We start from the raw sequence: 25,560 nt of genomic DNA, 5'->3' as shown, positions 1-25,560 counted from the left end.
CCTCCCATTTGTGCCCGACTCGCCCCCCGTCGTTCGCCCCGGCGAAACCTGGCTGGGGTGTCCTGGATCCCATGCACGCGATCGAGTCGCTCGCGACTCCCGCAGTGGCCCGTCCCCCCCGCGCCGTCGTCGTCGGGCACCGCGGTGCCTGCGCGTACCGCCCCGAGCACACGATCGCCAGCTACGAGCTGGCCATCGACATGGGCGCCGACCTGATCGAGCCCGACCTCGTCGTCAGCCGGGACGGCGTCCTGGTCGCGCGGCACGAGAACGAGCTGTCCCGCTCGACGGACGTGGCCGAGCGGCCCGAGTTCGCCGATCGCCGCACCACCCGCCGGGTGGGCCGCAAGCGGCGCACCGGCTGGTTCGCCGAGGACTTCACCCTCGCCGAGCTGCGCACCCTGCGCGCCGTCGAGCGGATGCCGCAGCTGCGGCCGCTCAACACCGCCTACGACGGCCGGTTCGGGATCCTGACGCTGGAGGAGGTCGTGGAGCTGGCCCGCCGCCGGTCCACGCGCGAGCGGCCGGTCCGGGTGCTGGCCGAGCTGAAGAAGCCCAGCTGGTCGGCCGAGCACGGCCAGCCGATGACCGAGCTGGTCGCCGCCGAGCTGCGCCGGCTCGACGCCGTCGCGCCGGACGGCACCGTCGTCGTCCAGTCCTTCGACGCCGGCGCCCTGCGCCGGCTGCGCGCCGACCTCGGCGACGACGGCCCGACGATGCTGCAGCTGGTCGACGAGGCCCCGGTCGACGACGCGCTGGTCACCAGCGTCGGCCTGCGGGCGGTGTCCACCTACGCGCAGGGCATCGCACCCAGCCGCGACCGGATCCTGCTGCGCGACGCCGACGGCGCGCTGACCGGCGTCTCCGACCTCGTGGCCCGCGCCCACCACGCCGGGCTGCTGGTCGTGCCGTGGACGCTGGCCGCGGAGAACGCCTTCCTGCCGCGGCACCTGCGGGTCGGCCCCGACCCGGCCGCGACCGGCGACGCGCGCGCGGAGGCCCGCCTGATGCTGGCCCTCGGCGTCGACGGCGTGATCACCGACAACCCCGACGTCGCCGTGGCCGCCCGCGCCGAGCTGGCCGCCGTTGCGGTCGACGCCGCCGCCTGAGGTCCCGGCTCGGCCTGCGCGATGATCGTGGGGCGGCGACTCACCGGAGCAGGTCGTGGACGACGACGTTCTCGTCGCGGCCGGGACCCACGCCGATCACGCTGATCCGCGCGCCGGAGAGCTCCTCGAGCCGGCGCACGTAGGCCTGCGCGGCGGCCGGCAGCTCGTCGAAGCCGCGGCAGTGCCGGATGTCCTCGAACCAGCCCGGCATCTCCTCGTAGACCGGCTTCGCGTGGTGGAAGTCGGTCTGCGTCATCGGCATCTCGTCGTGCCGGACGCCGTCGACGTCGTAGGCGACGCAGATCGGCACCGTCTCCAGGCCGGAGAGCACGTCGAGCTTGGTGAGGAAGAAGTCGGTGATCCCGTTGACCCGGCTGGCGTAGCGGGCGACGACGGCGTCGAACCAGCCGCAGCGGCGGTCGCGGCCGGTGGTCACGCCGACCTCGCCGCCCTGCTTGCGCAGGTACTCGCCGCTGGCGTCGAACAGCTCCGTCGGGAACGGCCCCGAGCCCACGCGGGTCGTGTAGGCCTTGAGGATCCCGACCACCCGGGAGATGCGCGTGGGTCCGATGCCGCTGCCGGTGGCCGCGCCGCCGGCGGTCGGGTTGGACGACGTGACGAACGGATAGGTGCCGTGGTCGACGTCGAGCAGCGTGCCCTGCGAGCCCTCCAGCAGCACCCACTCACCCGCGTCGAGGGCCGTGCCCAGCAGCAGCCGCGTGTCGGCGATGCGGCCCTTGAGCTGCTCGGCGTAGCCGGCGTACTCCTCGACCACCTCGTCGACGTCGATGGCCTTGCGGTTGTAGACCTTGACCAGGACCTGGTTCTTCTCCACCAGGGTGCCCTCGAGCTTCTGCCGCAGGATCGACAGGTCGAGCAGGTCGGCCACCCGGATGCCGGTGCGGGCCACCTTGTCGCCGTAGGCCGGGCCGATGCCGCGGCCGGTGGTGCCGATCTTGCGCTTGCCGAGGAACCGCTCGGTGACCCGGTCGAGGGCCCGGTGGTGCGGCATGATCAGGTGCGCGTCGGCCGAGAGCACCAGGCGGGAGGTGTCGACGCCGCGCTCCTCGAGACCGGCGAGCTCACCGATGAGCACCTGCGGGTCGACGACGACGCCGTTGCCGATGACCGGCGTGCAGCCCGGGGTGAGGATCCCCGACGGGATCAGGTGGAGGGCGTAGCGCTCGCCGTCGGGCGTGATCACCGTGTGCCCGGCGTTGTTGCCGCCCTGGTAGCGGACCACGTAGGGCACGCGGCCCCCGAGCAGGTCGGTGGCCTTGCCCTTGCCCTCGTCGCCCCACTGGGCGCCGATCAGCACGACTGCCGGCATCGGGTGGTGGACCCCTTCGTCGTCGACACCGGCAGCGACCGGTCTGTCGGTGGCAGGGTATCGGCATGTCCCTCGTCGAGTTCGACCTGCGCGGTCTCGAGCCCGGTCAGGCGCCCGAGCGGGCCGTCGTCGCGGAGGCGGCGGGAGCGGGGGCGCTGCTGGTGCGGGGACCGGTGGCGGCGCTCGCGGCGGTCCTCGCCACCCTGCACGGCGCCGGCCGGACCGCCGAGGTGCCCGTCTCGTGGGAGCCCGCCGAGGACAGTTCGTCGCGGGGGCTGGCCCGCGACCTCGGCGTCGGTACCGGCGGCGAGCGCGAGATGACGCTGGTCCGCGACGACCACGGCGGCGTCCTGCTCCAGCACGGCCGTTACGAGGCGGCCGAGCAGGGCCGGCTGCCGCTCGCCGCGCGGCTCGGCGTCCAGGCCCACCACGACGACGCCCGGGTGGCCGACGGGATGGTCGCGCGGATCGACGTGCGCCCCGACTGGCGGGCCGTCGACACCCTGCGGGTGGTCGTCACCCCGCAGCTCCTGCGCCCGCCGCGGCGCAGCACCGGCCGGGCGCTGCAGCTGGCCAGCGACCCCGCGCGGGTCACCCGGGACGGCGTCCCGTACCCCCGGCCGGTCACCCGCTGGACCTGGTACGCCGACGACCGGGTGCGCTGGCGCCTGCGTCCCTGAAGGACCCCGCTGCACCCACGCCGCCGTCGTGGAGACTGAGGGCACCGAGCCGAGGAGGACCCCTGCGCCCGTTCCCGCCCGCGCCCGGGGTGGCGTGCCGGTGACCGCCGACCGTCTGCCCTTCGCCCGTCGTCTGGCACCGCCGCGGCAGCGGCTGCTCGACCGGGTGCTGGTGCGCCCCAGCCTGCCTGCGGTGCTGGGACTGGTGGTCGTCGTCCTCGTCTTCGGGCTGCGGGTGCCGGAGCTGCTCTCGGTCGGGGGCCTGGCCGGCGTCCTGGACGCCGCCGCGCTGCTGGGCATCGGCGGGGTCGCCGTGGGACTGCTCCTGGTGGGCGGCCACTTCGACCTCTCGATCGGCACGCTCGCGGTGTCCGGTGCCGTCCTCACCGGGATCCTCGCCGGGCCGGCCGAGTGGGGCGTCTGGCCGGCACTCGCCACGTCACTGGCCGCCGTGCTGGCGGTGGGCCTGGTCAACGGGTGGCTCGTCGTCCGGACCGGACTGCCCAGCTTCCTGGTCACCCTCGCCACGGCGCTGGTGCTGCAGGGCGTGACGTTGGCGGGGCTGCCGCTGGTGGCAGGCGCCCCACGGGTCAGCGGCCTGGACGAGGCACCCGGCTGGGCCTCGGCGTCGGCGCTGTTCGGGTCGACGGCGGAGATCGGCGGCGGCGTGTTCTCCGTCGCGCTGCTGTGGTGGGTCGCGCTCACCGCCGGTGCCGGCTGGCTGCTGTGGCACACCCGCTTCGGCAACGCGGTGCTGTCGATGGGCGGGTCCCGCACGGCCGCCCGCGAGCTGGGCGTGCCGGTGCCCCGGACGACGCTGGTCCTCTACGCCCTGACCGCGGCGGCCGCCTGGCTGCTCGGCACGCTGGCCCTGGTGCCGGCGGCCAGCGTGGCCGCGACGCCGGCGCTGGCCACGGCGATCGACTTCGTGGTGGTCGCGGTCATCGGCGGTTGCCTGCTGACCGGCGGCTACGGGTCGATGGCCGGTGCCGCGGCGGGCGCGCTGCTCTACGCCGTCGCCCGCCGGGGCGTGGAGCTCTCCGGCTGGGACCCGCGCTGGTCCCAGGCGCTGCTGGGTGTCCTGCTGCTGGTCGCGCTGCTGGTGAGCGGGGTGGTCCGCGGCCGGCTGCGGGCCGCGCCACGGTCGTGATGTGGCGGTCGTGATGTGGCGGTCGTGAGGTGGCGGTCGTGACCGGACCGGCGGACGGCGTGCCGCCGGTGCTGGAGCTGCGCGGGCTGACCGTCCGCTTCGGCAGCGTGGCCGCGCTCGACCGGGTCGGCGTCGCGCTGGACGGCGGGCGGATCACCTGCGTGCTCGGCGAGAACGGCTCGGGCAAGTCGACGCTGGTCTCGGTGCTGTCCGGGCTGGCGCGGCACGACGAGGGCGAGCTGCTGCTCGACGGCGTCCCGGTGCGCTTCCGGGACCCCCGTGCGGCGCGGGCCGCCGGGATCGCCACGGTGTGGCAGGACCTCGCCGTCGCGCCGCTGCTGTCGGTCTGGCGCAACTTCTGCCTCGGCGCGGAGCCGACCCGCGGGGCGTGGCCGCTGCGCCGGCTCGACCGCGACGCCGGGCGGGAGACCACCGTGCGGGCGCTGGAGCGGGTCGGCGTCACGGGGGTCGACCCCGACCGCCCGGCCAGCGCGATGCGCGCCGGGGAGCGGCAGAGCCTGGCCATCGCGCGGGCCCTGCACTTCGGTGCCCGGGCGCTGGTGCTCGACGAGCCGACCGCGCCGATGACCATCGCCCAGCAGACGCTGGTCGGCCAGGCCGTGCTGCGCGCGCGGGCCGAGGGCCTCGCCGTCGTGCTGGTGACGCACAACCCGCGCTACGCGCACCTGGTCGGCGACCGCTACCTGCTGCTGGCCCGCGGCCAGGTGGCCGGTGACCTCACCCGCGCCGACGTCGACGCCGACGACCTCACCCGGCTGATGGCCGGCGGCGAGGAGCTCACCGCTCTCACCACCCGCCTGCACGAGCTGCACCCCGAGCTCGGCGAGCGCTGAGTCCGTGCACCTCCGCGGAGGTGCACGGACTCAGCGACGGGTCAGGTGAAGACGCTGACGCCGCCGGGACCCACGAGCAGGCCGACGACGATCAGCACGATCCCCCAGAGCAGTTGCCGGCGGACGATCGCGAGGATGCCGGCGATCACCAGGACGACAGCGAGGATCCAGAGCAGTGTTTCCACGTGCCACCTCCCATGACCCGGGCACGAGCGCCCGGGACAGGGAGTGTGGCCCTGACCAGGCTCTTCAGCTAGTCGTGCACTTCCGCGGAAGTGCAGGACCCCGCTCAGGCGGCGAGCGACGGGTCGCAGTCGCGCAGCAGCTGGGTGCAGCGCTCCTGCTCGTCGACCTCGCCGATCGCCTCGGCGGCGCGGGCGAGGACGGTGACGCAGCGCAGGAAGCCCCGGTTGGGCTCGTGCGACCACGGCACCGGGCCGTAGCCCTTCCAGCCGTTCCTGCGCAGCGCGTCGAGGCCGCGGTGGTAGCCGGTGCGGGCGTAGGCGTAGGCCTCGATGGTGCGGCCGCCGTCGATCGCGCCCTCGGCCAGGGCCGCCCAGGCCGCGCTGGCCCGCGGGTGCGCCGCGGCCACCTCGGCGGGGTCGGTGCCGGCGGCCAGCGCGGCCTCCGCCTCCGGGTCACCGGGCAGCAGCGTGGCCGGCGGCTCGCCCAGCAGGTTGTGACCGTGGGTCACGCTCACGCCCCCTTCGACTGACCGGCCGAGAGCAGGTCCTCGCAGGCCTGCACGATGCGGGCGGCCATGCTGGTCTCGGCCAGCTTCATGTAGGTGCGCGGGTCGTAGGTCTTCTTGTTGCCGACCTCGCCGTCGATCTTGAGCACGCCGTCGTAGTTGCTGAACATGTGCCCGGCGATCGGCCGGGTGAAGGCGTACTGGGTGTCGGTGTCGACGTTCATCTTCACGACGCCGTAGGACAGCGCCTCGCGGATCTCCTCCTGCGCGGAGCCCGACCCGCCGTGGAAGACGAAGTTGAACGGCTTGGCACCGTCCCCGAGGCCCAGCTCGGCGGCGACGACCTCCTGGCCCTGCTTGAGGATCTCCGGCCGCAGCTTGACGTTGCCCGGCTTGTAGACGCCGTGCACGTTGCCGAAGGTCGCGGCGAGCAGGTAGACGCCCTTCTCGCCCAGGCCGAGGGTCTTGGCGGTGGCCACGAAGTCGCCGGGCGCGGTGTAGAGCTTGTCGTTGATGTCGTGGCTGACGCCGTCCTCCTCACCGCCGACGACGCCGATCTCCAGCTCGAGGACGATCTTGGCGGCCGCGCACTTCCCGATCAGCTCGTCGGCGATCTGCAGGTTCTCGTCGAGGTCGATGGCCGAGCCGTCCCACATGTGCGACTGGAACAGCGGCGCCTGACCGGCGTCGACCCGGTCCTTGGACAGGGCGATCAGCGGGCGGACGTAGGAGTCCAGCTTGTCCTTGGGGCAGTGGTCGGTGTGCAGCGCCACGTTGACCGGGTACTTCTCGGCGACGACGTGGGCGAACTCGGCCAGCGCGACGGCGCCGGTGACCATGTCCTTGACCCGGGTGCCCGAGCCGAACTCGGCGCCACCGGTGGAGAACTGGATGATGCCGTCGCTGCCGGCGTCGGCGAAGCCGCGCAGCGCCGCGTTCACCGTCTCCGACGAGGTGCAGTTGATCGCCGGGTAGGCGAAGCCGCCCTCCTTCGCCCGGCTGATCATGTCGGCGTAGACCTCGGGGGTCGCGATGGGCATGCGTGCACTCCTTGCGTCGGTGGCGGCGCTGGTCCGGTGGTCAGTATCGCGCCCGGCTGCACCGCTGCGACAGCCGCTGGTCGGTCTCCGGACGGAGCGCAGGCCGTGGGCGGCCCCCGGACACACGGCACCTGCGCTCGGCAGCTCACGCGCGGTCGGGCCCGACCGGGCCGTCGCGCAGCGCCGAGACCGCCTGGGCGGCCGCGACGAGCTGCGTCCGGTCCTGACCGACGGCCCATCGACGGGTCGCCCGGTCGACGGCGAGGGTGGTCCACCCCTGGCCGTCCTCCCCCGACAGGTGCACCAGCGGAGTCCTCCGTCGTGCTCGACGCGGCAGCGGTGGGCGGGGTCGCCCCGCTCGTGCAGCGTGCCCCGGCGGGTCACGTCCGCGACGAAGGAGGTCCACCGACCGGGCACCGCTCAGCGCCCCGCGGCGGACCGGCGCAGCACCTTCCCCGGGTTCAGCAGGCCGGCCGGGTCGAGGGCGTCCTTGATCGAGCGCTGCACGTCCACCGACACCGGGCCGGCCTCGCGCTCCAGCCACTCCGCCTTGAGCGTGCCGATGCCGTGCTCGCCGGTGATCGTGCCACCGAGGGAGAGACCCAGCTCGAGGATCGCGTCGAAGGCGGCGACCGCCCGCGCCCGCTGCTCGTCGTCCTTGGCGTCGAAGACGATCGTCGGGTGCATGTTGCCGTCACCGGCGTGCCCCATGACGCCGATGACCAGGTCGGACTGCGTCGAGATCGCGTCGCAGCCGTCGATGAAGGTGGCCACCCGCGAGCGGGGCACGGCGACGTCGTCGAGCAGCACGTCGCCCAGCCGCTCCAGCGCCGGCAGCGCCATCCGCCGGGCGGTGAGCAGCAGGTCGCCCTCGGCGGGGTCGGGGGTGGAGTGCACGAGATCGGCACCGGCCGCCTCGCACAGGCGGGTCAGCTCGGCGATCTCCGCCAGCCCCGCCGCTCCCCCGGCGTCGGACCGGGCCACCAGCAGCGCCTGCGCGTCGCGGTCGAGGTCGGCCCTGAGCAGGTCGTCGACCGCGCGGATGCAGGTGCGGTCCATCACCTCGAGCATGCTGGGCACGACGCCGCTGGTGACCACCGACTCGACCACCTGCCCGGTCTGCGCGCTGGTGGCGAAGGTGGCCACGAGGGTGACCGGGTCGGCGGCCGGGGCGGGACGCAGCGCCAGGGTCGCCTCGGTGATGACGCCGAGGGTGCCCTCGGAGCCCACGAACAGCCGGGTCAGGTCGTACCCGGCGACGCCCTTCACCGTCCGCCGTCCGGTCCGCAGCACCCGGCCGTCGGCCAGCACGACCTCCAGGCCGAGCACGTAGTCGGTGGTGACGCCGTACTTCACGCAGCACAGGCCACCGGAGTTCATGGCCAGGTTGCCGCCGAGGGTGCACCAGTCGTAGCTGGCCGGGTCCGGCGGGTAGAACAGCCCCTCCGCGGCGACGGCGTCGCGCAGTGCCTTGTTGACCACGCCGGGCTGGACGACGGCGAGCCGGTCGGCCGCGGAGACCTCCAGGACGGCGTCCATGCGGGTCATCACCATCGTGATGCCGCCGTCGACGGCGTTGCTGGCGCCGACCAGTCCCGAGCCGGCGCCGCGCGGCACCACCGGGATCCCGTGCCGGCCGGCCAGCTCCATGACCGCGACGACGTCGGCGGTGTCGCGGGGGAAGACCACCGCGGCCGGGGTGCCGGCGTCGGCCAGGACGGCCTGGTCGCGGGCGTAGGCGGCGGTGACGTCGGGGTCGGTGCGGACGCCGTCCGCACCGAGCGCGGCGGTGAGCTCGTCGACCCAGGTGGTGGTGAGTGTCACGTCCTCACGGTACGGCGGCCCGCGCGGGGGCTCAGGCCAGGCCGAGGTCGGCCTGGGTGAAGGCGGCGCGGTACTCCAGGCCGGCGGCCTCGACGGCGGCCCGCCCGCCGCGGTCGACGACGACCGCGACGGCGAGCACCTCGGCGCCGGCCTCATGGAGCGCCTCGACGGCGGTCAGCGGGCTGCTGCCGGTGGTGGACACGTCGTCGACGACGAGCACCGCCCGCCCCGCGACGTCGGGGCCCTCGATGCGGCGCTGCAGGCCGTGCGCCTTGCCGGTCTTGCGGACGACGCAGGCGTCGAGGAAGCCCTCGCCGCCGGCTGCGGCGTGCAGCATCGCGGCCGCGACGGGGTCGGCGCCCAGGGTGAGGCCCCCGACGACGTCGTAGCGCAGGTCGCCGGTGAGCTGGCGCATGACCCGGCCGACGAGCGGGGCGCCCTCGTGGTGCAGCGTGAGCCGGCGCATGTCGATGTACCAGTCGGCCTGCTGCCCGGAGGACAGCGTCACCCTCCCGTGCACGACGGCGAGGTCGACGACCAGCTCGAGCAGGCGGTCGCGGTCGGGGTGGGCGGACCCGTCCCAGGGGCCCGCCCCGAGGGACGAGGGGTGGGGAGGGACGGGGTCCATCTGCATGCGGCCGACCCTACGCAGCGCACCGGCCCGGCTCCCGAGGGAGCCGGGCCGGTGCGGGAGCGTCCCGCCGCGAGCGGTGGGGGCAGGGAGGTCCCCGCTCAGGCGGCGGCGGGGGCCAGGACCTGGTCGACGATGTAGACGGTGGCGTTCGCCGTCTGCACGTTGCCGCAGATGACCGAGGCCGGGGTGCCGGTCACGGTCTGGGCCATCGTGAACGCCTCCCCCGAGCCCTCGATGGTGACCTCGTCACCGTTGAGGGTGGTGTGGGTGCCGGCGAGCTGGTCGGGGCTCAGGCGGCCCTCGATCACGTGGTGCGTGAGGATCGCGGTCAGCTGGGCCTGGTCGGCCAGCACGGCCTGCAGCTGGTCGGCCGGGACGGCCTCGAAGGCCGGGTTGGCCGGGGCGATGACCGTGATGTCCTGCGCGCTGTTGAGGGCGTCGACCAGGTTGGCCTGGGTGACGGCCTGGACCAGCGTGGACAGCACCGGGTTGTTGCTGGCGGCGGTGGCGACCGGGTCGTCGGTCATGCCGGTGAAGCTGCCCTCGCCGTCGGCGGGGACGGCGGTGCAGCCGGCACCGAAGGGCTCGTTGCCGGCCGGCTCGGCGGTGGTGCTCTCCGCGCTCTCCTCGGCCTCCGTGGTGGGTGCCGCGCTGCTGCTGTCCGGGGAGACCGAGCTCTCGCTCGCCCCGCTGTCGGAGCTGCAGGCGCTCATGGTGACCGCGAGGGTCGAGGCGGAGGCCAGCAGGATGCCGCGGGTCAGGGTGCTCTTCACAGGGGTGCTCCTCGGTCGTCGTTGCGGGAGTCCCTCCCGGCCCGTGCGAGGGGGTCGGGAGAGGCGTCTGCGGCGGGGGCCGAGACGGGTCTGGGGGTCCGGGCCTGGCGCCCTGCCGGCGGTGGCCGGCGGGGCGGGGCCGCTAGGTGGCGATCACCCGGATGGACTGGAGGCCGCTGGCCCCGTCGGGGAAGGGCGCGGCGCGCTCCTCGGTCTGCACCTCGCCGTCGGCCGCGGTGGCCCGGACGGTGAGCTGGTAGGCGCCGGGGGCGAAGTCGTACGGCAGGACCCACTGGCGCCACAGGTCCGCGTCGACCTGCGGGGACAGCTGCGCATCCAGCCACTCGCCCTCGTCGACGCGGACCTCGACCCGCTGGATGCCGCGGGCCTGCGCCCACGCCACGCCGGCGACGGGGCGGCGGCCGGCGGGGAAGCGCCGCAGCGGCGCGGGGGTGTCGATCCGCGAGAAGACCTTGATCGGCGCCTGCGCGGCCCAGTCGCGCTCGGTCCAGTAGGCGTCGAAGGCGGCGTAGGTGGAGGCCTCGATCTCGGTCATCCACTTGCAGGCGGAGACGTAGCCGTAGAGGCCCGGGATGAGCATCCGCACCGGGAAGCCGTGCTCGACCGGCAGCGGCTCGCCGTTCTGCCCGAAGGCGATCATCGCGTCCTCGACCTCCAGGGCGGCGCGGGTCGAGGCGCCGATCGTCATGCCGTCGCTGGAGCGGCAGACCAGTTGGTCGGAGCCGGGCCGGATGCCGTTCTCGCGGAGGAAGGCGCCGAGCGGGATCCCGGTCCAGCGGGCGGTGCTGGCGAGGGTGCCGCCGACCTCGTTGGAGACGCAGGTGAGCGTGATGTCGCGCTCGATGACGTCGTCGCGGTCGAACAGGTCGGCCAGCGTGTAGGTGCGCGGCGAGTCGAACATCCCGCGCAGGGCCAGCCGGTAGTCCGCGGGCCGGATCTGCGGCACGGTGATCGCGGTGTCCACGCGGTAGAAGTCGCGGTTGGCGGTGAACAGCGGCGTCAGCCCCTCGACCTGCTCGGCGAGGTCGGCACCGGGAGGCAGCGCCGGGGCCGGGGACGAGGGGGTCGGCAGGGTGAGGTCGCCGCGCGCGCCGCTGACGTCGAAGCGCTGCTGCAGCAGCCGGCCGCCGCCCCCGGTCACCGCGGCCGCGCCGAGGGCGACCCCGCCGGTGAGGAAGAAGCGGCGGCGGTCCATGCCGGCGCCCTTGCGGTCGGCCATGGCCAGCGCGCCGCGCAGCCTCTCGAGGACCACCTCGTCGGCGTGCCGTGCCGCCGCGTCGTCGGTCGTGGTCGCCCGGGCGTCGCCCTGTACGGGGGTGGGCAGCGTCAGGGACCGGACGAGCTGCGTCAGGGCGACCGTGCCGGCGAGGGCGCCGACCACCGACGGCAGCGCGTCGAGCGGGCCGCCCGCGGTCCGGCTGACCGCGGCGAGGGCACCGATCAGGCCGAACAGGGCGATGCCGGCGACACCCAGCCGGCGGGAGCGCAGCGAGACCAGGCCGACGAGCACCGCGTAGAGGGCGACGACGACCAGCGTGCCGACGACCAGGGCGATCTTGTCGTTCTCGCCGAAGGTCGCGATGGCGAACTGCTTGACCGGCTCCGGGACCAGCGTGATGACCGTGTCGCCGACGGCGACGACCGGCGAGGACGACGGGCCGACGAGGCCGGCCACGAGCTCGGCGACCCCGAGCGCCACCGCGGCGGCCAGGGGACCGGCCAGCGCGGCGAGCGGACGGCGCCCGGGGCGGGGCGACGCGTCCGGCCCGGTCGTCGAGGCCGGGGCCTCCTCGGTCGTGGTCACGCTCGGTCTTCGCGACCGGCCGCCCTATGGGTTCACATCCGCGGTAACGGTTCCGTAACGAGCTGTCAGCGCAGTCCGGCCTGCCGGCGCGCGGTCATCGCCCTGTACCACTCGCTCGACGGCCGCAGCGCCAGCGCGACGACCCCGACGAGCGTGAGGAGCAGCGAGAAGACGGACAGCGAGTCGAGGAAACCCGAGCCTGCGACGCCGCCACCGGCGCCGGACAGGGCGCTGAGGCCGAAGAGCACGCTGAGCCCGCCGAGCACCAGGAGCACGATGCGCGCCCAGTTGCGCCCCTGCCAGGCCAGCCAGATGAACAGCGCCTGGAGGCCGACCAGCAGCAGCCCGATCACCCCGCCGACGACGATCCCGGCACGGATGACGTCCTCGGTGACGGCCGGGTCGTCGGCGATCGCCACGGCCTGCGCGACCAGGCCGTCGATGTCCGAGAACTGCACGAGGGAGGAGATGACGCCGAGGATCAGCGTGGCGATGAAGGCCCCGATCCCCACGCGCACGGTCGTCGGCCGCTCGGGCGCCTGCGGCGCGAAGTGCGGGCCGGGAGCCGACGGAGCGGTGGCGTAGCCGTACGGCGGCTGCCCCTGCCAGCCCTGCTGCGGGTCCTGCCAGCCCTGAGGGGGCGGCTGCGCCTGCCAGCCCTGCTGCGGGTCCTGCGGCGGCTGCCAGGCCTGCGGGGGCGGCGGGTTCTGCCAGCCCGGCTGGTCCTGCGGCGGCTGCCATCCCTGCCGGGGGTCCTGGCCGCCCTGCCCTGAGGTCATCACTCACTCCCTGCTCGCCGGTCGGGTGTCCGGCGCGATGATCACCCGCCCCACGGAGTCCCGGCCAGAGCCGGGGGCCCATCGAGACCGGATCGATGGAGACGGGCAGAGGCCCCGCCGTCCCGGGTGGGACGGCGGGGCCTCGTCCGGTGCCGCCCCGCCGCGAGCACGGCGACGTGCTGGAACGGCCCTCCTGCGGGGCCCGCCGCGAGCGTGCGAGCGGTGGGGGCAGGAGGGTCCTCCCTCAGCCGCGGCTGACCGTCAGGCCCTCGTCGGCGAGGTCCTCGGGGGCGTCGACGACGACCTCGTCGCCGTCGCGGATCTCACCGGCCAGCAGCGCGCGGGCCAGCGGGTCGCCGATGGCCGACTGGACCAGCCGGCGCAGCGGCCGGGCGCCGTAGACGGGGTCGAACCCGTTGATCGCCAGCCACTCGCGCGCGGCGTCGGTGACCCGCAGGGTGAGCCGGCGGGCGGCCAGCCGGCGGGCGAGCACGCCGACCTGGATGTCGACGATCCCGGCCAGCTCCTCGCTGCCCAGCGCCCGGAACACCACGACGTCGTCGAGGCGGTTGAGGAACTCGGGCTTGAAGTGCGACCGGACGACGTCCATCACCGCTACCCGCCGCGACTCCTCCGGCAGCGACTGGTCGGCGATCAGCTGCGAGCCGAGGTTCGAGGTGAGGATCAGCAGGGTGTTGCGGAAGTCCACCGTCCGCCCCTGCCCGTCGGTGAGGCGGCCGTCGTCGAGGACCTGCAGCAGCACGTCGAAGACGTCCTGGTGGGCCTTCTCCACCTCGTCGAGCAGCACGACCGTGTAGGGCCGCCGCCGCACCGCCTCGGTGAGCTGGCCACCGGCCTCGTAGCCGACGTAGCCCGGAGGAGCACCGACCAGGCGGGCCACCGAGTGCTTCTCGGAGTACTCGCTCATGTCGATGCGGACCATCGCCCGCTCGTCGTCGAACAGGAACTCCGCCAGCGCCTTGGCCAGCTCGGTCTTGCCCACGCCGGTGGGACCGAGGAAGAGGAACGACCCGGTGGGCCGGTCGGGGTCGGAGATGCCCGACCGCGCCCGGCGGACAGCGTCGGCGACGGCGCGGACGGCGTCGGGCTGCCCGACGACCCGCCGGCCGAGCCCCTCCTCCATCCGCAGCAGCTTCGCCGTCTCGCCCTCGAGCAGCCGGCCGGCGGGGATGCCGGTCCAGGCCTGGACGACCTCGGCGATGTCGTCGGGGCCGACCTCCTCCTTGAGCATCGACTCGCCGGTCTCCACCGAGTCCTCGGCCGCGGCCAGGGAGCGCTCCAGCTCCGGCAGCCGGCCGTAGCGCAGCTCGGCGGCGCGGGCGAGGGCGCCGTCGCGCTCGGCCCGCTCGGCTTCCGTGCGGACCGACTCGAGCTCCTCCTTGATGCGCTGGATGCGCTCGATGGCCGACTTGTCCTGCTGCCAGCGGGCGGTCAGCTCGTCGAGCTGCTGGCGCCGGTCGGCGAGGTCGGCACGCAGCGCGGCCAGGCGCTCCTGGGAGGACGGGTCGTCCTCCTTGGCCAGCGCCATCTCCTCGATCTCCATGCGGCGGACGGCGCGCTCGACCTCGTCGACCTCGACGGGCCGGCTGTCGATCTCCATCCGCAGCCGGCTGGCGGCCTCGTCGACCAGGTCGATCGCCTTGTCGGGGAGGAAGCGGGCCGTGACGTAGCGGTCCGACAGCGTCGCGGCGGCGACGATCGCGCCGTCGGTGATCCGCACGCCGTGGTGGACCTCGTAGCGCTCCTTGAGGCCGCGCAGGATGCCGATCGTGTCCTCCACGGAGGGCTCACCGACGTAGACCTGCTGGAAGCGGCGCTCGAGCGCGGGGTCCTTCTCGATGTGCTCGCGGTACTCGTCGAGGGTCGTCGCACCCACCATGCGCAGCTCACCGCGGGCGAGCATCGGCTTGATCATGTTGCCGGCGTCCATGGCGCCGTCGCCGGAGGCACCGGCGCCGACGATGGTGTGCAGCTCGTCGATGAAGGTGATGACCTCACCCTCGGCCTCGGTGATCTCCTGCAGGACGGCCTTGAGCCGCTCCTCGAACTCACCGCGGTACTTGGCACCGGCCACCATCGAGGCCAGGTCGAGGGCCATGAGCCGCTTGCCCTTGAGGCTCTCGGGGACGTCGCCGGCCACGATGCGCTGCGCCAGCCCCTCGACGATGGCGGTCTTGCCGACGCCGGGCTCGCCGATGAGGACCGGGTTGTTCTTGGTGCGCCGGGACAGCACCTGCACGACCCGGCGGATCTCGGTGTCGCGGCCGATGACCGGGTCGATCTTCCCCTCGCGGGCACGCTCGGTGAGGTCGACGGCGTACTTCTCCAGCGCCTGGAAGGTGCTCTCCGGGTCGGCGGTGGTGACCTTGCGGTTGCCGCGGACGGTGCGGAAGGCGGCCAGGAGCGCGTCGCGGGTGGCGCCGGCGCTGGTCAGCACCGAGCCGGCCTCGCCGTCGGAGCCGGCCAGGCCGACCAGCAGGTGCTCGGTGGACACGTACTCGTCGCCGAGGGCGCTGGCCTGCTCGCCGGCGGCGTTGACCACGCGCAGCAGCTCACGGGACGGCGAGGGTGCGGCGACGGTGGCGCCACTGACGCTCGGCAGGCGCCGCAGCGCCGCCTCTGCCTTGGCGCGGACGTCGGCGGGCTCGGCGCCGGCGGCGGCCAGGAGGGGGCCGGCGATGCCGTCGGTCTGCTGCAGCAGGGCGACGAGCAGGTGCAGGGGCTCCAGGGCGGCCTGCCCCCGGTCGACCGCCAGCCGCTGGGCGGCCGCGAACGCCTCCTGCGATCGGGTGGTCAGCTTGCTCTCCATGGTCGGTGTCGTCGGTCCTCTCGTCAGGTGGTGGCCGGGATCCGGCCGGATCGGTCTCGACGGGTGCAACGAGCCAGGAGTTGAGTCTGTTCCACTCAACCCTCCCCGACCGGGAGGTCGCACCGGCGGGTTGCCCCTCAGGGGTTGACACCGGTCGCAACTGCATGCCGCACGACCTGGTTGCTCCTACACTGCTGGACATGACGATGACGCGCGGGGAGCCACAGCTCCCCGCACCGAGCGTGGCTCTCGACGACCAGCTCTGCTTCGCCCTGTACGCGGCCTCGCGTGCCCTGACGGCGCGGTACCGGCCGATGCTCGAGGAGCTGGGCCTGACCTATCCCCAGTACCTGGTGATGATGCTGCTCTGGGAGGAGGACCAGCAGACCGTCGGCCAGCTCGGCCAGCGCCTGGCCCTCGACAGCGGCACGCTCTCGCCGCTGCTCAAGCGGCTCACCTCGGCCGGCCTGGTGACCCGCCACCGTCGGGTCGAGGACGAGCGCTCGGTCGCCATCGCCCTGACCGACGAGGGCCGCGCCCTGCGCGACAAGGCCTTCGCCATCTCCCAGGACATGATCTGCGCACTGCACCTGAACGTGGACGACTTCGCCGAGCTCAAGCAGACGCTCAACGTGCTGACCCAGCGGGTCAACGAGGCGCCGCGCCACGTCTGACCGAGAGGTGGGTTGCGTACAACTGATCCGGGTAGTAGCGCGGGGTCCCGAGACGCCGGCGAGCAGACGCCGGCATCCACCCGACCGGAAGGCAGCGCCATGCCCACCCGTACCGCACGCACCGCATGGAACGGCACCCTCGAGCAGGGGTCGGGCCAGGTCGAGCTGAGCAGCTCGAAGGTCGGCACCTACGAGGTCAGCTTCCCCAAGCGCGCCGCCGACGAGGCCGGCGGCACCACCAGCCCCGAGGAGCTCGTCGCCGCGGCCCACTCCGCCTGCTTCGCCATGCAGTTGTCGGCCAACATCGCGGAGGCGGGGGGTACCCCGCAGTCCCTCGAGGTCAAGGCCGACGTGTCCCTCGGACCGGACCCGGCCGGCGGCTTCCGGCTGACCGGCATCACGCTCACCGTCCGCGGTGAGGTGGAGGGCCTCGACGCCGCCGCGTTCGACAAGGCCGCCCAGGACGCCAAGGCCGGCTGCCCGGTGAGCAAGGCGCTGACCGGCGTGGACATCTCCCTGGACGCCGCCCTCGACTGAGGTCCTCCTCGCTGCAGGGCAGCCCCACGACGACGGCCCGCCCCCTCACCGGGGGCCGGGCCGTCGTCGTGTGCGGGGCCGGATCAGACCCGGGCGGGCGCCCGCTCGCCGGACTCCCGCGACAGCCGCTCCTCACCGCTCTCGGTGCGCAGGGCGACCTCGCGGATCAGCACGACGGCCGCGACGGCGACCGCCGCGATGACCGCGGAGACCAGGAAGATCCGCCCCGTCGCGTCGCCGTAGGACACCCGGATGAGCTCCTGGACCGGCGCCGGCGCGTCGGCGAGGTCGGCCAGCCCGATGCTCCCCGAGCCGCTGCCGGCCGCGGCCGCCTCCGGCGGGAGCCCGGCGGCGATCAGGGTGCCCACCCGGCTGCTGAGCACCGCGCCGAGCACGGAGACGCCGATGGTGCCGCCGAGGCTGCGGAAGAAGGCCACCGCGGAGCTGGCCGCGCCCAGGTCGGAGGCGGCGACGGTGTTCTGCACCGCGAGCACCAGGTTCTGCATCGTCATGCCGATCCCCGTGCCGAGGACGAAGAGGAAGACGCCGAGCGGCACCATCGACGTCTCGTGGTCGATCGTCGCCAGCAGGCCGAACCCGGCGACGACGAGCAGCGAGCCGGCCACCAGGTAGCCCTTCCACCGGCCGTACCGGGTGATGAGGATGCCCGAGACGGTCGAGGAGACCAGCAGCCCGCCGACCATCGGGATGGTGAGCAGGCCGGCCGCCGTCGGCGAGTAGCCGCGCGAGATCTGCAGGTACTGGCCGAGGAAGACCGTCGAGCCGAACATCGCCACACCGATGGCCACGCTGGCGACGATGGCCAGCGTCGTCGTCCGGTCGCGGAACAGCCGCAGCGGGACGACCGGCTCGGCGGCCCGCGTCTCGGTGACGAGGAAGGCGACGACCGCCAGCGCGCCGCCGGTGAGGAACAGCGCCGTCTCCGTGGACGCCCAGGCGAACCGGTCGCCGGCCAGGGTGACCCAGATCAGCAGCGCCGAGACCCCGGCGGTCAGGAAGGCCGCGCCCAGGTAGTCGATGCGGACCCGCCGCTTGGTGACCGGCAGGTGCAGCGTGCGCTGCAGCAGGACAAGCGCCACCGCGGCGAACGGGACGCCGACGTAGAAGCACCAGCGCCAGCCCAGCCAGCTGGTGTCGACCAGCAGGCCGCCCAGCAGCGGCCCGCCGACGGTGGCCACGGCCATGACGCTGCCGAGCAGGCCGGAGTACCGGCCCCGCTCGCGGGGGCTGATCATCGCGGCCATCGCGATCTGCACCAGCGCCTGCAGGCCGCCGAGGCCCAGGCCCTGCAGCACGCGCCAGCCGATGAGGGTGCCGACCGACTGCGACAGCCCGGCCAGCATCGACCCGACGATGAAGACCACGATCGCGAGCTGGATCAGCCGCTTCTTGTCGAACAGGTCGGCGAGCTTGCCCCAGATCGGCGTCGACGCCGTCGAGGCGAGCAGGGTGGCCGTGATCACCCACGTGTACTGGCTCTGGCTGCCGCGCAGGTCGGTGATGATCGTCGGCAGGGCGTTGGAGACGACGGTCGAGGACAGGAACGCCACGAACATCGCCAGCAACATCCCCGAGAGCGCCTCGAGGATCTGGCGGTGGGTCATGCGGCCCTGCTGCTCGACCGGCGCCTCCGGCTCGACCGGCGGTCGCGGGGTGGAGGCGGCTCCGGTGTCGGGCTCGCGGGTGGTGGTCACGGTGCTCCTGGACGATCGGCGGTCGGAGGTGGGCGGGAGCGGCGCCGGTGCCGCGAGGGGACGGGACGCGCTCACGAGGCGGCCCCGAGGGGGATCTGGGAGGTCGCGGGGGCGGCCCGGTCGAGGTCGGCCGCCAGGCGCTCGAGCAGCTCGCCGAGCCGGCGGGCGTCCTCCTCGTCCCAGTCGGCGAGGGCGGCGGTGGCCCACTCGGAGCGCACGGCCCGCGTGCGGGCGAGGGCGGCGGCACCGGCCTCGGAGAGCCGGATGAGACTGGCCCGCCCGTCGTCGGGATCGGGCCGCCGCTCGACGTGGCCCTGCCGCTCCAGGGCCGCGACCTGCCGGCTGACGACGGAGACGTCGACACCGGTCCGTGCGGCCAGCGTGCTGCAGCGCTGCTCGCCGTCGCGCTCCAGCGGGAGCAGCAGGCCCCATCCGAAGGAGGGCAGGCCGCCGTGGACGGACTCGGCGGCACGCGTGGAGACGTGCCGGCCGGCGCGGACGAACTGCGCGACGGCGGCGACGAGCCGGTCACGGGTGCCGGGAGAGAGGGGCATGAGGTCCTCGTGACGAGGGGAGTGCTTGCAGACCGCAACCATACATTTGATTGGTTGCGGCAGACAACTTCAGCTCCGTGTCCGGTACCTCACGCCCGGGGCCGACCCGCGTCCTGCCGGAGCTCGGCGGCCAGCGCGGCAGCGGCCGACTGCAGGAGCGGCACCACCCGCGACACCGCGTCCATGCCCAGCCGGCCTGCCGGACCCGACACCGAGATGGCCCCGGCCGCCGACCCCCCCGGCACCGGGACGGCGACGCACCGCACCCCGGCCTCCTGCTCGCCGTCGTCCACCGCGTAGCCCCGCTCGGCGACGGACGGCAGCTGGGCGAGCAGCTCGTCCGGGTCGGTCACCGTGCGCTCGGTGCGCACCGGCATGCCGGCCTGCACGAGCAGCCGGCGCACCTGGTCGGCCGGCAGCTGGGCGAGCAGGACCTTGCCGACGCCGGTGCAGTGCAGGTGGACGCGCCGGCCGACCTCGGTGAACATCCGCATCGAGTGCCGCGAGGGGACCTGGGCGACGTAGACGACGCGGTCGCCGTCGAGCATGGCGAGGTTGGCCGTCTCACCGATCTCGTCGACCAGCCAGGACAGGTGCGGCTGCGCCCAGGTGGCCAGCATCCGCGACGAGCTCTCCCCCAGGTGGATCAGCCGCGGGCCGAGGACGTAGCGCCGGGACGGCAGCTGGCGCACGTAGCCCCGGGCCACGAGTGTGCGCACCAGGCGGTGGATGGTCGAGAGGGCCAGGCCGCTCTCGGCGGCCAGCCGGCTGATCGCGACCTCCCCTCCGGCGTCGGCCATCAGCTCGAGGAGCACGAACGCGCGCTCCAGGGACTGCACGCCCTCCGCCGCGCCGCCCGCGGCCGCCGCACCGGTCGCCACCCCGCCACCTCCGCCCGGACCCTGGTCGCCTCGCGGCGGGGACGTGCCCCCACCCGCCTTGACCCCCGGCGACCGGGCGCACTACGTTCCGGACCGGTTGTTTCCAGACTGTAGACAGCTTATTCCACGATGCGGAACAGTCCCTGGTGTCCCCTCTCGACTCGCTGAGCAGACGCGGCGGCGGGACCATGACCGACCACGAGGACCCACACCGACAGGGAGGACCGTGAGCAGCAGCGCGGACGTGGCAGGCCTCGAGGTCACCCGCGAGCTGCTCGAGCGCCTCACCGACGAGGAGATGGAGGCCGTCGCGGAGTCCCGCGGCGACGCCCGCGCGCTGTCCACCGAGCAGGCGCTGGCCGACGAGCACTCGGACTCCCTGACCCTGCCCGCCCACGAGCGCACGCCATGAGGACGCCATGACCGCCATCGCCGAACCGGACACCTCCCAGCGCACCGCCGACCTGTCCGAACGCCTGCGGGCCGCGGTGGGCACGGAGCGGGTGCTCACCGACCGCACCCAGGTGCGCACCTACGAGTGCGACGGGCTGGCCAACTTCAAGGTCACCCCGGCGATCGTGGTGCTGGCCGAGAACCGGCAGCACGTCGTCGACACGGTCAGGCTCTGCTCCGAGGCCGGTGTGCCGTTCGTGGCCCGCGGTTCCGGGACCGGGCTCTCCGGTGGCGCGCTCCCCCGTGCGGACGGCGTCCTGCTCGTGACGTCCCGGCTGCGCTCGATCGGGGCGGTCGACGCCGACAACCGCCAGGTGACCGTGGAGCCCGGCGTCATCAACCTGTGGGTCACCCGCGACGCGACGCCGTTCGACCTGGCCTACGCGCCCGACCCGTCGTCCCAGCTGGTCTGCTCGATCGGCGGCAACGTGGCCGAGAACGCGGGGGGCGCGCACTGCCTGAAGTACGGCTTCACGGTCAACCACGTCCTGGGCGCCGAGGTGGTCCTGCCCGACGGCGAGGTCGTGCACCTCGGCGGGCGCGCCCCCGAGCACCCGGGCTACGACCTGCTGGGCGCGTTCATCGGCAGCGAGGGGACCCTGGGCGTCGCGACCGAGCTGACCCTGCGGCTGATCCGGGTGCCGGAGGCCGTGCAGACCATGCTCGTGGGCTACCGGTCGGTCGAGGACGCCGCCGGCACGGTCAGCGACATCATCGCGGCCGGGATCGTGCCCGCCGCCGTCGAGATGATGGACGCCCTGGCCATCGAGGCCGCCGAGGCCGCGGTGAGCTGCGGCTATCCCGAGGGTGCGGTGGCGGTGCTGGTCATCGAGCTCGACGGCCCCGAGGTCGAGGTCGAGGCCCAGTTCAGGCAGGTCGAGGAGATCGCGCGGCGGCGCAACGCCTTCGAGACCCGCATCGCGGCCGACGCCGCGGAGCGGGCGCTGATGTGGAAGGGGCGCAAGTCGGCGTTCGCGGCGGTCGGCCGGATCAGTCCCTCCTACTTCGTGCAGGACGGCGTCATCCCCCGCACCAAGCTCCCCGAGGTGCTGGCCGAGATCGACCGGATGGCCGACGAGAGGGGGCTGCGGGTGGCGAACGTGTTCCACGCCGGCGACGGCAACCTGCACCCGCTCGTGCTCTTCGACGACGCGGTGGAGGGCCAGGCCCACGAGGCCGAGGAGCTGGCCGGGGCCATCCTGGAACTCTGCATCACCTCGGGCGGCTCCATCACCGGCGAGCACGGGGTCGGCCAGGAGAAGCGCATGAAGATGGGCAAGCAGTTCACCGCCGAGGACCTCGACACCATGCAGCTGGTCCGGTGCGCCTTCGACCCCGACGGCATCGCCAACCCGGGCAAGGTCTTCCCGACCCCGCGGCTCTGCGGGGAGCGGCCGGGCGTCCGCACGGGCGAGCACCCGGTGCAGGCGGCGGGCCTCGGCGAGGTCTTCTGATGACCGCACCGACCGTCACCCGCCGGGCCGGCGGCCCCGACGACGCCATCGGCGGGGTGGTGCCGCGCGAGGTCGTCCGGCCCGGGACCGTCGAGGAGGTCGCCGACGTCGTGCGGGCCGCGGCGGCCGACGGGCTCACCGTCGTGCCGGTCGGCGGGCGCAGCAAGCTGACCTGGGCCGCGCCGCCGGAGTCCTGCGACCTGCTGCTCGACGTCACCGGTCTCGACCGCGTCGTCGAGCACGTGGCCGGTGACCTCACCGTCGTGGCCGAGGCCGGGGTCCGGCTGGCCGACCTGCAGGCTCAGCTCGGCCAGGCGGGCCAGCTGCTCGGCCTCGACCCGCCCGAGGACGGCGCCACGCTGGGCGGCGTGGTGAGCGCGAACGCGTCCGGGCCCCGCCGCCTGCACTACGGCACCACCCGTGACCTGCTCATCGGCACCACCGTCGTCCTCGCCGACGGCACCGTCGCCCACGCCGGCGGCAAGGTCGTCAAGAACGTCGCCGGCTACGACCTCGGCAAGCTCTACACCGGGGCCCACGGCACGCTGGGCGTCGTCGTCTCCACGACCTGGCGGCTGCACCCGGTCCCGCCCGCGCGCCGGCTGGTCACCCTCGAGCTCCCGGACGTCGCGGCTGCGGGGCCGCTGTCGGTCGCGCTGGCCCGCTCGACGCTCACCCCGTCGGCCGTGGAGCTGATCGGCACGGCCGGGGGTCCCGGGCGGCTCGTCGTGCTGTTCGAGTCGATCGCCGAGTCGGTGGCCGACCAGGCGCGCTCCACCGTGGCGCTGCTGGGCGGCGGTGAGGAGTCCGAGGACCTGCCCGACGACGTCGGCCGGCGGCCCGGCGGCGCGGACGACGTGCTGCTGCGGCTGGCCCACGTGCCGGCGGCGCTCTCGCCGGTGCTGCGCGCGCTCCCCGCCGGGACGGCGGTGGCCGCGCACGCCGCCACGGGGGTGTCCTACGCGGCCGTGCCGGCCGGGGAGGCGGTCGACATGCTGCCCCGGCTGCGTGCGGCCATCGCCGAGCACGACGGGACCGCGGTCGTGCTGCGTGCGCCGGAGGGTCTCGTGGGCCGCCTGGACCACTGGGGCCCGGTGGGGGACGCGCTGGACCTGATGCGGCGGGTCAAGGAGAGGTTCGACCCCGAGCGACGGATGTCGCCGGGCCGGTTCGTCGGAGGGTTGTAGATGACGGAGATCACGCCGGGCAGTCACGACCGGGGCGACTCGCCCCCGCCCGGGTCCCCCGGCGCCTCCCCGAACGTCGGCCCGGTGCGCGACTCGGTCGCCGACCTGCCGCCCGGATCGCCCACCGGGGCCGCCCGGGCGGCCGACGAGGCCCCCTCGGCGGTCGTCGGGGCGCGCCGCCCGCTCGACATCGGCCAGGACATCGACCTGCCGGCCGGCACCGGGGCTGCCACCGTGGGCACCTCGACCCTGCTCGGCCTGCCGGGGACGCGGCAGGCCGTGCAGCCGGCCTTCGACGACCACCACCCGCCGGACGCCGCGCTCATCGGTGACTGCGTGCACTGCGGGTTCTGCCTGCCGACCTGCCCCACGTACGTGCTCTGGGGCGAGGAGATGGACAGCCCCCGCGGGCGCATCTACCTCATGAAGGAGGCGTTGGAGGGCGAGCCGCTCGACGACTCGATGGTGCGCCACTTCGACCAGTGCCTCGGCTGCATGGCCTGCGTGACGGCCTGCCCGTCCGGCGTGCAGTACGACAAGCTGATCGAGGCCACCCGCCCGCAGATCGAGCGGCGGTACCAGCGGTCGCGGTCGGAGAAGCTCTACCGCGACCTCATCTACAACCTGTTCCCCTACCCGCGGCGGCTGCGTGCGCTGCGCGGGCCGCTGCGGGCCTACCAGGCCAGCCGGCTGGGCAGCCTGCTGACCCGCACGGGACTCATGCGGAAGCTGCCGGCGCCCCTGCAGGCCATGGAGTCGCTCGCGCCCAAGCTCGGCCCGGTGGAGCGCGTCCCCGAGCGGACGCCGGCCGTCGGCCAGCGGCGCGCGGTCGTCGGGCTGCTCGCCGGTTGCGTGCAGGGGACGTTCTTCCCCGACGTGAACGCCGCGACCGTGCGGGTCCTGGCCGCCGAGGGCTGCGACGTCATCGCGCCGCGGAGCCAGGGCTGCTGCGGGGCCCTGCCCGGCCACGGCGGCCGCGAGGAGCAGGCCCTGGACTTCGCCAAGCGGACGATCCAGACCTTCGAGCAGGCCGGGGTCGACCACGTCGTCGTGAACGCGGCCGGCTGCGGCTCGAACATCAAGGAGTACGGCCACCAGCTGCGCGACGAGCCGGAGTGGGCCGAGCGCGCCGAGGCGCTGGCCCGGAAGTCCCGGGACATCACCGAGTTCCTCGACGAGCTCGGGCCGGTGGCCGAGCGGCACGCGCTCCCCATGACCGTGGCCTACCAGGACGCCTGCCACCTGGCCCACGCGCAGGGCATCCGCGAGGAACCGCGACGGCTGCTGCGCGGCATCCCCGGCGTGGAGCTCAGGCAGCTCACCGAGGCCGAGCTGTGCTGCGGCAGCGCCGGCACCTACAACATGCTGCAGCCGGAGCCGGCACGGGAGCTCGGGGAGCGCAAGGCAGCGGCCGTCCTCGCCACCGGGGCGGACCTGATGGTGACCGCCAACCCCGGCTGCTGGATGCAGGTGGCCACGACGCTGGCCCGGATGGGCAAGCGGATGCCGGTCGCGCACACCGTGCAGGTGCTCGACGCCTCGATCCGCGGCGTGCCCGTCGAGGAACTGCTCGAGCGGGCCCTGACCGGCCCCGGCACCGCCCTGGCCAGGCCGGCTGCCGCCGACCGGTGACCGCCCGGCCGACCCCGTACCGCACCACCCGCTCCACCCCGTACCGCCCGCACCGCCGTACGTCCCCCACGCCCGTCTGGTGCCCTCACCGTCGAGGGAAGGAGCTCCGTTGTTCGAGCAGGTCGTCGACCCCGTAGGTGGGTCACTCGCACTGAGCGCCCTGGTGGCAGCGGTCCCGCTGCTCACCCTGTTCGTGCTCCTCGGCGCGCTGAAGGTCAAGGCCTGGCTGGCGGGGCTCATCTCCCTGGCCGTCGCGATCGTCCTGGCCATCGTGGCGTTCCGGATGCCGGTGGGGCAGTCGCTCCTGTCGGCGTCCGAGGGCGCGGCGTTCGGCTTCTTCCCGATCCTCTGGATCGTCATCAACGCGATCTGGGTCTACAACCTCACCGTCGCGACCGGGCACTTCGACGTGCTGCGCCGCTCGTTCGAGAAGGTCAGCCCCGACCAGCGGATCCAGGCGATCATCATCGCCTTCTGCTTCGGCGCTCTCCTCGAGGCGCTGGCCGGCTTCGGGACGCCGGTCGCGATCAGCGTCGTCATGCTCATGGCGCTGGGCTTCCAGCCGATGAAGGCCGCCGCGGTGGCGCTGATCGCCAACACCGCGCCGGTCGCCTTCGGCGCACTGGCCACGCCGATCGTCACCCTGGCCACGGTGACCTCCGGCGTCAGCGACGACGCGCGGCTCACCGTCGACACGCTCGGTGCGATGGCCGGGCGGCAGACGCCGATCCTGGCCGCGTTCGTGCCGCTGGTGCTGGTGTTCGTCGTCGACGGCAAGCGCGGGCTGAAGGACACCTGGCTGGAGGCGCTGGTCGCCGGCGTCTCGTTCGGTGTCGCACAGTTCGTCGCCGCCAACTACATCTCGGTGCCGCTGACCGACATCATCGCCGCGCTCGTGGCCGCGGCCGCGGTCGTCGCCGTGGTGCGCATGCGCAAGGCCACCTACGAGCCGGT

Annotated in this window: 25 protein-coding genes; 11 read left to right on the top strand and 14 right to left on the bottom strand. The window is 74.2% G+C overall.

The features are described from left to right. Positions 1-71 precede the first annotated feature (71 nt). Complete coding sequence (locus ABQ292_RS14940; protein ID WP_369207705.1) at positions 72-1,109, top strand: glycerophosphodiester phosphodiesterase family protein; 1,038 nt, start codon at positions 72-74, stop codon at positions 1,107-1,109. Positions 1,110-1,149: 40 nt separating this feature from the next. Here the strand turns inward: ABQ292_RS14940 and ABQ292_RS14935 are convergent, their stop codons facing one another. Beyond that, a complete protein-coding gene (locus ABQ292_RS14935; protein ID WP_369207703.1) occupies positions 1,150-2,439 on the bottom strand; it encodes an adenylosuccinate synthase in 1,290 nt (429 codons plus the stop codon). A gap of 65 nt (positions 2,440-2,504) precedes the next feature. Here ABQ292_RS14935 and ABQ292_RS14930 point away from each other — a divergent pair, with 65 nt between their 5' ends. The 3 genes from ABQ292_RS14930 to ABQ292_RS14920 all read left to right on the top strand — a co-directional run bounded on the left by ABQ292_RS14930 (position 2,505) and on the right by ABQ292_RS14920 (position 5,123). Beyond that, a complete protein-coding gene (locus ABQ292_RS14930; RefSeq protein WP_369207701.1) occupies positions 2,505-3,119 on the top strand; it encodes a hypothetical protein in 615 nt (204 codons plus the stop codon). 100 nt (positions 3,120-3,219) lie between these two features. Then, on the top strand, positions 3,220-4,269 hold the full coding sequence (locus ABQ292_RS14925; protein WP_369207699.1) for an ABC transporter permease: 1,050 nt from the start codon (positions 3,220-3,222) through the stop codon (positions 4,267-4,269). Between the two features lie 38 nt (positions 4,270-4,307). Beyond that, positions 4,308-5,123, top strand: coding sequence for an ATP-binding cassette domain-containing protein (locus tag ABQ292_RS14920; RefSeq protein WP_369207697.1), 816 nt, complete (start codon positions 4,308-4,310; stop codon positions 5,121-5,123). Between the two features lie 41 nt (positions 5,124-5,164). Here ABQ292_RS14920 and ABQ292_RS14915 read toward each other — a convergent pair whose 3' ends face one another. From ABQ292_RS14915 to clpB, 10 genes are all read right to left on the bottom strand, one after another. After that, positions 5,165-5,308, bottom strand: a complete 144-nt coding sequence (locus ABQ292_RS14915) for a GPGG-motif small membrane protein (RefSeq protein WP_369207695.1) — start codon at positions 5,306-5,308, stop codon at positions 5,165-5,167. A gap of 104 nt (positions 5,309-5,412) precedes the next feature. Continuing rightward, positions 5,413-5,823, bottom strand: a complete 411-nt coding sequence (locus ABQ292_RS14910) for a DUF3151 domain-containing protein (RefSeq protein ID WP_369207693.1) — start codon at positions 5,821-5,823, stop codon at positions 5,413-5,415. Beyond that, complete coding sequence (gene fbaA / locus ABQ292_RS14905; protein ID WP_369207691.1) at positions 5,820-6,854, bottom strand: class II fructose-bisphosphate aldolase; 1,035 nt, start codon at positions 6,852-6,854, stop codon at positions 5,820-5,822. The genes ABQ292_RS14910 and fbaA overlap by 4 nt, the downstream gene beginning before the upstream one ends. Before the next feature lie 145 nt (positions 6,855-6,999). Then, positions 7,000-7,158, bottom strand: coding sequence for a hypothetical protein (locus ABQ292_RS14900; RefSeq protein WP_369207689.1), 159 nt, complete (start codon positions 7,156-7,158; stop codon positions 7,000-7,002). 116 nt (positions 7,159-7,274) lie between these two features. Beyond that, complete coding sequence (locus ABQ292_RS14895; RefSeq protein WP_369207687.1) at positions 7,275-8,678, bottom strand: FAD-binding oxidoreductase; 1,404 nt, start codon at positions 8,676-8,678, stop codon at positions 7,275-7,277. A 31-nt stretch (positions 8,679-8,709) separates the two neighbouring features. Beyond that, positions 8,710-9,312 carry an orotate phosphoribosyltransferase gene (pyrE, locus tag ABQ292_RS14890; protein ID WP_438940594.1) on the bottom strand — a complete coding sequence of 201 codons (603 nt, stop codon included), beginning with the start codon at positions 9,310-9,312 and terminating at the stop codon, positions 8,710-8,712. 98 nt (positions 9,313-9,410) lie between these two features. Next, positions 9,411-10,085, bottom strand: coding sequence for a fasciclin domain-containing protein (locus ABQ292_RS14885; RefSeq protein ID WP_369207685.1), 675 nt, complete (start codon positions 10,083-10,085; stop codon positions 9,411-9,413). A gap of 142 nt (positions 10,086-10,227) precedes the next feature. Then, positions 10,228-11,910 carry a molybdopterin-dependent oxidoreductase gene (locus ABQ292_RS14880; protein WP_369207683.1) on the bottom strand — a complete coding sequence of 561 codons (1,683 nt, stop codon included), beginning with the start codon at positions 11,908-11,910 and terminating at the stop codon, positions 10,228-10,230. Between the two features lie 65 nt (positions 11,911-11,975). Further along, a complete protein-coding gene (locus ABQ292_RS14875) occupies positions 11,976-12,689 on the bottom strand; it encodes a hypothetical protein (protein ID WP_369207681.1) in 714 nt (237 codons plus the stop codon). 244 nt (positions 12,690-12,933) lie between these two features. Next, positions 12,934-15,519 carry an ATP-dependent chaperone ClpB gene (gene clpB / locus ABQ292_RS14870; RefSeq protein WP_369207679.1) on the bottom strand — a complete coding sequence of 862 codons (2,586 nt, stop codon included), beginning with the start codon at positions 15,517-15,519 and terminating at the stop codon, positions 12,934-12,936. A gap of 200 nt (positions 15,520-15,719) precedes the next feature. On the opposite strand from clpB, the gene ABQ292_RS14865 reads away from it, so the two are divergent. Beyond that, the gene (locus ABQ292_RS14865) at positions 15,720-16,193 is read left to right on the top strand and encodes a MarR family winged helix-turn-helix transcriptional regulator (RefSeq protein ID WP_438940593.1); all 474 of its coding nucleotides are present in this window, start codon (positions 15,720-15,722) and stop codon (positions 16,191-16,193) included. 99 nt (positions 16,194-16,292) lie between these two features. Beyond that, on the top strand, positions 16,293-16,730 hold the full coding sequence (locus ABQ292_RS14860; protein WP_369207677.1) for an OsmC family peroxiredoxin: 438 nt from the start codon (positions 16,293-16,295) through the stop codon (positions 16,728-16,730). A gap of 83 nt (positions 16,731-16,813) precedes the next feature. Here the strand turns inward: ABQ292_RS14860 and ABQ292_RS14855 are convergent, their stop codons facing one another. The 3 genes from ABQ292_RS14855 to ABQ292_RS14845 all read right to left on the bottom strand — a co-directional run bounded on the left by ABQ292_RS14855 (position 16,814) and on the right by ABQ292_RS14845 (position 19,880). Then, on the bottom strand, positions 16,814-18,445 hold the full coding sequence (locus ABQ292_RS14855) for an MFS transporter (RefSeq protein ID WP_369207675.1): 1,632 nt from the start codon (positions 18,443-18,445) through the stop codon (positions 16,814-16,816). 71 nt (positions 18,446-18,516) lie between these two features. Further along, on the bottom strand, positions 18,517-18,999 hold the full coding sequence (locus ABQ292_RS14850; protein WP_369207673.1) for a MarR family winged helix-turn-helix transcriptional regulator: 483 nt from the start codon (positions 18,997-18,999) through the stop codon (positions 18,517-18,519). Between the two features lie 89 nt (positions 19,000-19,088). Next, a complete protein-coding gene (locus tag ABQ292_RS14845; protein ID WP_369207671.1) occupies positions 19,089-19,880 on the bottom strand; it encodes an IclR family transcriptional regulator in 792 nt (263 codons plus the stop codon). Between the two features lie 226 nt (positions 19,881-20,106). Between ABQ292_RS14845 and ABQ292_RS14840 the strand changes: the two genes are divergently transcribed. The 5 genes from ABQ292_RS14840 to ABQ292_RS14820 all read left to right on the top strand — a co-directional run. Then, positions 20,107-20,292 carry a hypothetical protein gene (locus tag ABQ292_RS14840; protein WP_369207669.1) on the top strand — a complete coding sequence of 62 codons (186 nt, stop codon included), beginning with the start codon at positions 20,107-20,109 and terminating at the stop codon, positions 20,290-20,292. A 7-nt stretch (positions 20,293-20,299) separates the two neighbouring features. Continuing rightward, positions 20,300-21,787, top strand: coding sequence for an FAD-linked oxidase C-terminal domain-containing protein (locus ABQ292_RS14835; RefSeq protein WP_369207667.1), 1,488 nt, complete (start codon positions 20,300-20,302; stop codon positions 21,785-21,787). Then, positions 21,787-22,974, top strand: a complete 1,188-nt coding sequence (locus ABQ292_RS14830) for an FAD-binding oxidoreductase (protein ID WP_369207665.1) — start codon at positions 21,787-21,789, stop codon at positions 22,972-22,974. The genes ABQ292_RS14835 and ABQ292_RS14830 overlap by 1 nt, the downstream gene beginning before the upstream one ends. Next, positions 22,975-24,606, top strand: coding sequence for a glycolate oxidase subunit GlcF (glcF, locus tag ABQ292_RS14825; RefSeq protein ID WP_369207663.1), 1,632 nt, complete (start codon positions 22,975-22,977; stop codon positions 24,604-24,606). It begins immediately after the preceding gene. Positions 24,607-24,715: 109 nt separating this feature from the next. Then, positions 24,716-25,560 (top strand): L-lactate permease (locus tag ABQ292_RS14820; RefSeq protein WP_369207661.1); only part of this gene is annotated, 845 nt, incomplete at its 3' end.

It is taken from the genome of Geodermatophilus maliterrae (genome assembly GCF_041018925.1).
In the GTDB taxonomy this organism is placed as follows: domain Bacteria; phylum Actinomycetota; class Actinomycetes; order Mycobacteriales; family Geodermatophilaceae; genus Geodermatophilus; species Geodermatophilus maliterrae.
Note: the sequence above shows the minus strand (reverse complement) of the source record. Positions and strands in the feature narration are given on the sequence as shown.

Bases quoted from the DNA above. Each gene is read 5' to 3' on its own strand.
- ABQ292_RS14940 (WP_369207705.1), top strand. From the start codon at position 72: ATGCACGCGATCGAGTCGCTCGCGACTCCCGCAGTGGCCCGTCCCCCC.
- ABQ292_RS14935 (WP_369207703.1), bottom strand. From the start codon at position 2,439: ATGCCGGCAGTCGTGCTGATCGGCGCCCAGTGGGGCGACGAGGGCAAG.
- ABQ292_RS14930 (WP_369207701.1), top strand. From the start codon at position 2,505: ATGTCCCTCGTCGAGTTCGACCTGCGCGGTCTCGAGCCCGGTCAGGCG.
- fbaA (WP_369207691.1), bottom strand. From the start codon at position 6,854: ATGCCCATCGCGACCCCCGAGGTCTACGCCGACATGATCAGCCGGGCG.
- pyrE (WP_438940594.1), bottom strand. From the start codon at position 9,312: ATGCAGATGGACCCCGTCCCTCCCCACCCCTCGTCCCTCGGGGCGGGC.
- ABQ292_RS14875 (WP_369207681.1), bottom strand. From the start codon at position 12,689: ATGACCTCAGGGCAGGGCGGCCAGGACCCCCGGCAGGGATGGCAGCCG.
- clpB (WP_369207679.1), bottom strand. From the start codon at position 15,519: ATGGAGAGCAAGCTGACCACCCGATCGCAGGAGGCGTTCGCGGCCGCC.
- ABQ292_RS14865 (WP_438940593.1), top strand. From the start codon at position 15,720: ATGACGATGACGCGCGGGGAGCCACAGCTCCCCGCACCGAGCGTGGCT.
- ABQ292_RS14860 (WP_369207677.1), top strand. From the start codon at position 16,293: ATGCCCACCCGTACCGCACGCACCGCATGGAACGGCACCCTCGAGCAG.
- ABQ292_RS14850 (WP_369207673.1), bottom strand. From the start codon at position 18,999: ATGCCCCTCTCTCCCGGCACCCGTGACCGGCTCGTCGCCGCCGTCGCG.
- ABQ292_RS14835 (WP_369207667.1), top strand. From the start codon at position 20,300: ATGACCGCCATCGCCGAACCGGACACCTCCCAGCGCACCGCCGACCTG.
- ABQ292_RS14830 (WP_369207665.1), top strand. From the start codon at position 21,787: ATGACCGCACCGACCGTCACCCGCCGGGCCGGCGGCCCCGACGACGCC.
- glcF (WP_369207663.1), top strand. From the start codon at position 22,975: ATGACGGAGATCACGCCGGGCAGTCACGACCGGGGCGACTCGCCCCCG.